General features: G+C 72.4%; 8 protein-coding genes. 1 reads left to right on the top strand and 7 read right to left on the bottom strand.

Features of this window, described 5'->3' with window-relative positions; all coding sequences use genetic code 11:
* Positions 1 to 76 precede the first annotated feature (76 nt).
* From ACWGKQ_RS48185 to ACWGKQ_RS48165, 5 genes are all read right to left on the bottom strand, one after another.
* On the bottom strand, positions 77 to 499 hold the full coding sequence (locus tag ACWGKQ_RS48185; protein WP_453298459.1) for an acyl-CoA thioesterase: 423 nt from the start codon (positions 497 to 499) through the stop codon (positions 77 to 79).
* 57 nt (positions 500 to 556) lie between these two features.
* Positions 557 to 1,189, bottom strand: coding sequence for a hypothetical protein (locus tag ACWGKQ_RS48180; RefSeq protein ID WP_453298458.1), 633 nt, complete (start codon positions 1,187 to 1,189; stop codon positions 557 to 559).
* Between the two features lie 88 nt (positions 1,190 to 1,277).
* A complete protein-coding gene (locus ACWGKQ_RS48175; RefSeq protein ID WP_453298457.1) occupies positions 1,278 to 1,877 on the bottom strand; it encodes a histidine phosphatase family protein in 600 nt (199 codons plus the stop codon).
* A gap of 3 nt (positions 1,878 to 1,880) precedes the next feature.
* On the bottom strand, positions 1,881 to 2,411 hold the full coding sequence (locus ACWGKQ_RS48170) for a hypothetical protein (RefSeq protein WP_453298456.1): 531 nt from the start codon (positions 2,409 to 2,411) through the stop codon (positions 1,881 to 1,883).
* 30 nt (positions 2,412 to 2,441) lie between these two features.
* The gene (locus ACWGKQ_RS48165; protein ID WP_453298455.1) at positions 2,442 to 3,650 is read right to left on the bottom strand and encodes a pyridoxal phosphate-dependent aminotransferase; all 1,209 of its coding nucleotides are present in this window, start codon (positions 3,648 to 3,650) and stop codon (positions 2,442 to 2,444) included.
* Positions 3,651 to 3,731: 81 nt separating this feature from the next.
* Here ACWGKQ_RS48165 and ACWGKQ_RS48160 point away from each other — a divergent pair, with 81 nt between their 5' ends.
* A complete protein-coding gene (locus ACWGKQ_RS48160) occupies positions 3,732 to 4,358 on the top strand; it encodes a winged helix-turn-helix transcriptional regulator (protein WP_453298454.1) in 627 nt (208 codons plus the stop codon).
* A 54-nt stretch (positions 4,359 to 4,412) separates the two neighbouring features.
* Here ACWGKQ_RS48160 and ACWGKQ_RS48155 read toward each other — a convergent pair whose 3' ends face one another.
* Both ACWGKQ_RS48155 and ACWGKQ_RS48150 read right to left on the bottom strand, forming a co-directional pair.
* A complete protein-coding gene (locus ACWGKQ_RS48155; RefSeq protein WP_453298453.1) occupies positions 4,413 to 5,222 on the bottom strand; it encodes a hypothetical protein in 810 nt (269 codons plus the stop codon).
* On the bottom strand, positions 5,222 to 6,484 hold the full coding sequence (locus ACWGKQ_RS48150) for a VWA domain-containing protein (RefSeq protein WP_453298452.1): 1,263 nt from the start codon (positions 6,482 to 6,484) through the stop codon (positions 5,222 to 5,224). Before ACWGKQ_RS48150 ends, ACWGKQ_RS48155 begins: the two co-directional genes overlap by 1 nt.
* Between the last annotated feature and the right edge of the window lie 104 nt (positions 6,485 to 6,588).

Raw genomic sequence — 6,588 nt, 5'->3', positions numbered from 1 at the left:
GCTCCCCCCCCGCTCGGGGCCGCCGCGCCCCGCCGCCCCCCCCCCCCCCCCCCGCCCCCCCCCCCCCCCGACCGCGTCACAACCCGAACAGCTCCGGGGCCGAGGTGAGTTCCTTGAAGATCTCACGCGGATCGGCGACCAGTTTCCGGGCCTTCAGGTCCAGCAGCCCGCCGACCGCGTCGACCTCGGCGGCCAGCGTGCCGTCCGCCTTGGTTATCTTCTGGACCATCCGGAACGTCTTGCCGCCGCTCCACTCGAACACGCAGGTCACATCGACCTCGTCACCGGCGAGCAGCTCCCGCTTGTAACGGATGGTCGTCTCCAGTCCCACCGGGCCCACGCCCCGCCCGATCAGCTGGGCCTGTGTGACCCCGGCCGCCTGGAGCAGCGACCAGCGGGCGTGCTCGGCGTAGTTCAGGTACACCGCCTGGTTCACATGGCCCTGCACATCGGTCTCGTAGCCACGGACGGTCACCCGGACGGAATACGGTTCGCTCACGACTTCCCCTTCTCGTGTACGACGCACTGATCCTTTGTCGGCATCCTGGCACGCCTGTCACACCCGGCGCGGCGATGCCAGCAGATAGCGCGTTCTGCTGCGGGGATCCGTGTACTCGCCGGTCTGCCAGCCCGCCCGCTCCAGGGTGGCCGCGCACGCCCGCAGCGGCTCGCCCGCCGGCGCGTACACCGCGACCGCCTCCGGCTGCGGGGTCGCCCGCACCCGGTAGCCGGGGCGGTCCGGTCCCTCGGGCGGATGCCCGGCCGCCTCCAGGGCGAGAGCGGCGGCCCGCACCAGATGCGCCCGCTCCCAGCCGCACGGCCGGTCCACGGCACCGTCCGGATTGGTCATCCGGCGCAGCTCCAGGAGTCCCTGCCAGGCGCTGTGCACCTCACGGGCGCGGGCCGGGCCGGTATCGGTGGCGTCCTCGCCGCCGACGCGTGCCGCGAAGACGCCGTCCGGCTCCGCCTGGACCGCTGGTGGGGTGGTCACTTGCGGCTGCGCAGGCGTCTCCCGCAGCCGGTGCCCCGCCGGTGTGAGGAAGTGGTCGTGCGGCGGGCGCGGGTGCCGGAAGGCGAGCCCGTGCCTGACCAGCGCCGCCAGCTGCGCCTCCGTACCCCGCAGCCGTCCGGTGACCGGGTCGGCGGCGTCGACGACCCGGCGCTGCGCGGCGGTGGGCGGTCGGGTCATGGTGCTCCTCCCCGGTGTCCGCGGTCCGGAACCGCCTGGTGAGCGGCTCATGGGAAGAGTACGACCGGGGACTGACAACGCGGTCCCGCTACTCAGTCGGCCGGATGTTCCACCCCGCGATCACCGGTCGCTCGTGCTCCGTGCCCAGCCGGCACAGCGTCCCGGTCGCCAGCTGGAAGAGGGCCCCGGCGGACGGGGGCAGGCCGAGGCGGCGGGCGGTCAGGACGCGCAGGAAGTGCCCGTGCGCGACCAGCAGCACGATCCCCTCCGTGTTGGCGAGGGCCGCCTCGACCTTGGCCAGCACCCGGTCGGCGCGCTCCCCGACCTGCTCCGGGCTCTCCCCGGGATGGTCCGGCGGACCGGGCGCCACGCCGTCCGTGAACAGGAACCAGCCGGGCCGGGTGCGCTGGATCTCCATGGTGGTCACGCCCTCGTAGCCGCCGTAGTCCCACTCCCGCAGGTCGGCGTCGATCCGGGCGTCGGGCACCCCGATCAGCTCGGCGGTCTCGCGGGCCCGCTGGAGCGGGCTGACGAAGGCGGCGCCGATGCGGTGCGAGCGGATCAACGGCACCAGCCGCCGCGCCTCCGCCCTGCCGTGCTCGGTGAGCGGCACGTCGGTCCACCCGGTATGCCGTCCGGACCGCGACCACTCGGTCTCACCGTGCCGGACGAGAAAGACATCAGCCATACGTCAGAGGCTAAGAGCCCAGCGCTCCAGTTCGGCGAAGTCACGCGCCCGCAGGCCGTGCCTCGGGTCCACCGGAAGGAGCAGTGCGGGGCCTTCGTGGTGCTCGGCGACATGGCGGACGTCGAGTTCGGTGACCATGTCGTCCACCCACACGAACGGCCGCCCGGCCGCCCAGGCCACGACGGTCCGGGTCTTCCAGTACAGGCCGTCCGGGTCCTTCGCGAACAGCTCCGGCCACTCGATGACGGGCAGTTCGGGAAGCCCGACGACCGGCCCGATCATCTCGTTGGCCTGGTGCATCCAGGTGGTGGCCCAGGCGAGCTCGTAGGGCAGCGCGAGCAGCCGGGCCCCGTGCCCCGGGTGCAGCCGCACCCGCAGCCCCCGGCGCAGCGCGCGGGAGCCGGGCCGCTGGCGGGCCGACCAGTTGGCGGGGCGCAGCCTGCGGGTCACGTACCCGCGGTGCCGCAGGAACCGGGCCCGGAAGGGGTTGAGGGGGCCGTCGACGTCGAGGAGGAGCAGAGGCCGCTGGGTCATGGGGACGACATACCCCAGCCCGGCCGTCCACTACTGCCGATAGCCGCTCAGGAACCGCCCGATCCGGCCGATCGCCGTCTCCAGGGTCTCCGCGTGGGGGAGCGTGAGGATGCGGAAGTGGTCGGGGGCGGGCCAGTTGAAGCCGGTGCCCTGGACGACCTGGATCTTCTCCTGGAGCAGCAGGTCCAGGACGAACCTCTCGTCGTCGTGGATCGGGTGGACCTTGGGGTCGATGCGCGCGAAGGCGTAGAGGGCGCCCTTCGGTTTGACGCACGAGACACCCGGGATCTCGTTGAGCTTCTCCCAGGCCACGTTGCGCTGCTCGTACAGCCGGCCGCCGGGGGTGACGAGTTCGCGGATGGACTGGCGGCCGCCGAGCGCGGCCTGGATGGCGTACTGGGCGGGGGCGTTGGCGCACAGCCGCATGGAGGCCAGCATGGTGAGGCCCTCCAGGTAGTCCTTGGCGTGCTGCTTCGGGCCGGTGACGACCAGCCAGCCCGAGCGGAACCCGGCCACCCGGTACGTCTTCGACAGGCCGCAGAAGGTCAGGACCACCAGGTCGGGGGCGAGGGCGGCGACCGAGTGGTGGACGGCGTCGTCGTACAGGATCTGGTCGTAGATCTCGTCCGCGAAGACCATCAGGCCGTGCCGGCGGGCCAGGTCGAGGATGCCCTCCAGGATCTCCCTGGGGTACACCGCGCCGGTCGGGTTGTTCGGGTTGATGATGACCACGGCCTTGGTGCGGTCCGTGATCTTCGACTCCATGTCGGCCAGGTCCGGGTACCAGTCGGCCTGCTCGTCGCAGAGGTAGTGCACCGCCTTGCCGCCGGCGAGGGTGGTCACCGCCGTCCAGAGCGGGAAGTCGGGGGCGGGGATCAGGATCTCGTCGCCGTCCTCGACCAGCGCCTGTACGGCCATGGAGACCAGCTCCGAGACGCCGTTGCCGAGGAAGACGTCGTCGACGCCCACCTCCAGGCCCAGCGTCTGGTAGCGCCCCGCCACCGCGCGGCGGGCGGAGAGGATGCCGCGCGAGTCGGTGTAGCCGTGTGCCTGCGGGAGCATCCGGATCATGTCCTGGAGGATCTCCTCCGGTGCCTCGAAGCCGAACACCGCGGGGTTGCCGGTGTTCAGGCGCAGCACGCTGTGGCCGGCCTCCTCCAGCGCGTTGGCATGCTCGATCACCGGCCCGCGGATCTCGTAACAGACCTCGCTGAGCTTGTTGGACTGCCGGAACTCCATGCGCCCCTCCGGAAACTCGTGTTGCTTGGTTTTACCAAGTAGGAGCTTGGAAAGTCCAACATCTTGTCTAGACTGCGTCGCATGTCACCTCGCCGAAGCTACGACCAGTACTGTTCCGCAGCCCGCGCCCTCGACGTCGTCGGCGACCGCTGGACCCTGCTGATCGTCCGGGAACTGCTCGCCGGTCCCCGCCGCTACACGGACCTGCACGCGGATCTGCCGGGGGTCAGCACGGACGTCCTGGCCTCCCGGCTGAAGGACATGGAGCGGGACGGGGTCACCACCAGGCGGCGGCTGCCTCCGCCGGCCGCGGCGTACGTCTACGAACTCACCGGTCGGGGGCGGGGGTTGCTGCCGGTGCTCCAGGCGCTGGGCAAGTGGGGAGAGCCCGAACTGGGCGAGCGCCGGCCCACCGACGCGGTACGCGCCCACTGGTTCGCGCTGCCCCTGCTGCGCGCCCTGGACGGCGAGGGACTCGTCGAAGTCCGGCTGGGGGAGGGGCACTTCCACCTGCACGTCGGCGCCGAGGACGGCCCGGTCTACGGCGACGGCCCCGCCCCGGCCGAGCCCGACGCACGGCTCGTACTCGACACCGGCACGGGTACGGCCCTGGCCCGGGGCGAGCTGACGCTGCCGGAGGCGGTACGGGCCGGGCGGGTGACGGTGACCGGGGACGGCGCACTGGCCAAGGAGCTGCGGGAGGCCTGAAACGACGACTGGGCCGCCGCGAACGGGGGCCCAGTCACCAGGTTCGGTGTCGGATCACGCGCCCGGCGGCACTCGCGACGGCCGTCCCGAACCGCGCGTCAGCGCGTACCCGCCGATGCCCGCCAGCGCGGCCAGCACGCCGCCGATCCCGGTCCACACCCAGCGGTCGGTCCACCAACCGGAGGACCAGCCGTCGTCGGGCTCGATGGAGGACAGCACCGCCGACTTCGTCGACGAGGAACTGTCCTCGTCCGACTCGGACTTGACCGCGATCCCCGGCACCAGCGGCTTGGCCAGCGACCCGTCCACCGCCGCCGAGCCGCCGATGTCCTTGGAGTCCACCTTCACCTCGGCGCTCACCGGCTGGCCGAGGTCCGCCGAGGTCAGGTTCACCACCGTCAGCCGGATGTAGTACGTGCCGGGCAGCGGGTCGTCGGCCCACGGCTCCGACCAGGCTCGGACGGTACGCATCACACAGGCCAGCTCCACCGTCGCGGCGCCCTGCGCGGCCGTGCGGGTCTGCGCGCCGTACTGGCAGGCCTGCCGGCGCCGCAGCCCGTCGTACACGTCCAGCTGCCAGGTCTGCGCCGCGTGCGAGTCGGGCAGCTTCACCGTCGCCTTGACGTCGGGGCGCTGACCGGCGTCGGCCGGGAAGGACCAGTACAGGTAGTCGCCGGTCGAGCCGCTGGCCGTCGCCTGCCGGCCCTGGTCGATCTCCGTCGCCGTCCGGAAGGACGTGCCCGCCTGGGTGGGCGCGTCGCTGTCCGCCGAGGCGCTCGGCGAGGGCGAGGAGTCGGCGACCGCCGGCCCCGCCGCGATCCCCACCGCCAGCAGGGCGGCGCTCAACACTCGTGTGATCCGCATCAGTTGGTCCTCCAGACCGCGACCCGCCAGCGCGACACCCAGCCCCACACCAGACCCGCGAGGAAGCCGGTCAGCACCAGGGCGCCGAGCAGCCACCAGCCGCGGCCGAGACCGAAGGAGGCGACGTCGCTCGCCTTCGACGGCCCGTCCACCACGTCGACCGTCAGCTCGACCGGCAGACCGGGGCTGGTCTTCACCCCGGACGTGGCCGAGAAGGAGTTGGTCACCTGGAGGCAGACGGTCTCCGGGGTGCTGTCCTCGTCGTCGCTCTCGGCCTTCGGGTACCGCAGCCCGGTCGAGATGACGTCCGTACGGCCGACGCCCGACGCCTCGCCGCGCACGATCTCCCGCCCGTGCACGGTCACCGCGCGCAGCAGCACACCGTAGTCGGCGTTGACGGCCCGGTCGGCCGCGACGCTCACCGAAGCCCGCAGCTCCTGGCCGGGGTCGACGTCCACCTTGTACCAGCGCTGCTGTCCGAACTCCTCACGGTCGGTGTACAGCCCCGACTTGAGCGCGGGCGCGGACGAGCACTGGTCCGTCCCCTCGGTCGCCACCGGCGTGACCACGGGGTCCGCCGCCCGGTCCACCAACTGGCCGACCCGGTCGGTGAGTTCCTCCTTGTGCTGGACGGAGGTGTAGGTGCCGCCGGTCGCGTCCGCGATGCAGCTGAGCTGGTCGCGGGTCTTGGCGTCCGGCACCAGGCCGAGCGTGTCGATGGTCAGTCCGACGCCCTTGGCGGCGATCTCGCGGGCCACCTCGCACGGGTCCAGCGGCTGGCAGGTGTCCTCGCCGTCGCTGATCAGGACGATACGGCGGGTGCCGTCGCCGCCTTGGAGGTCGTCGGCCGCCTTGAGCAGCGCGGGGCCGATCGGGGTCCAGCCGGTCGGCGAGAGCGTGGCGACGGCGGTCTTCGCCTCGGTGCGGTCCAGCGTGCCGACCGGGTACAGCTGCGCGGTGTCCTTGCAGCCCTCCTTGCGGTCGTTGCCGCGGTAGTTGGCGCCCAGTGTGCGGATGCCGAGCTGGACCCCCTCGGGCGTCGCGTCCAGCACCTCGTTGAACGCCTGCTTGGCCGCGGCCATCCGCGTCCCGCCGTCTATGTCCGCCGTCCGCATGGAACCGCTGACGTCCAGCACGAGTTCCACCTTGGGGGCGGCCTCTGTGGTCTCGTCGGCGACCGCTTGGCCGGGGAACGCGATCCCGGCCGCCAGGGCGGCGAGCAGGGCGCAGACTCCTGCCGCCGGCCGATGTGTTCTGATCATCGGCGGATCCTATTGATCAAAGGGGCCGGGCTCCAAAACGAGGCCCGGCCGCCGAAACGTGGGTGACCGCCAGGTCAACGGAGGGCGGCCGGCGGGCCGCGGCG

The organism is Streptomyces sp. NPDC054770, assembly GCF_053611985.1.
This window is presented reverse-complemented; position numbering and strand designations above follow the sequence as displayed.

What these genes read in the sequence shown, in the direction of transcription:
- ACWGKQ_RS48180 (WP_453298458.1), bottom strand. Translation starts at nt 1,189, where the DNA reads ATGACCCGACCGCCCACCGCCGCGCAGCGCCGGGTCGTCGACGCCGCC.
- ACWGKQ_RS48175 (WP_453298457.1), bottom strand. Translation starts at nt 1,877, where the DNA reads ATGGCTGATGTCTTTCTCGTCCGGCACGGTGAGACCGAGTGGTCGCGG.
- ACWGKQ_RS48170 (WP_453298456.1), bottom strand. Translation starts at nt 2,411, where the DNA reads ATGACCCAGCGGCCTCTGCTCCTCCTCGACGTCGACGGCCCCCTCAAC.
- ACWGKQ_RS48165 (WP_453298455.1), bottom strand. Translation starts at nt 3,650, where the DNA reads ATGGAGTTCCGGCAGTCCAACAAGCTCAGCGAGGTCTGTTACGAGATC.
- ACWGKQ_RS48160 (WP_453298454.1), top strand. Translation starts at nt 3,732, where the DNA reads ATGTCACCTCGCCGAAGCTACGACCAGTACTGTTCCGCAGCCCGCGCC.
- ACWGKQ_RS48155 (WP_453298453.1), bottom strand. Translation starts at nt 5,222, where the DNA reads ATGCGGATCACACGAGTGTTGAGCGCCGCCCTGCTGGCGGTGGGGATC.
- ACWGKQ_RS48150 (WP_453298452.1), bottom strand. Translation starts at nt 6,484, where the DNA reads ATGATCAGAACACATCGGCCGGCGGCAGGAGTCTGCGCCCTGCTCGCC.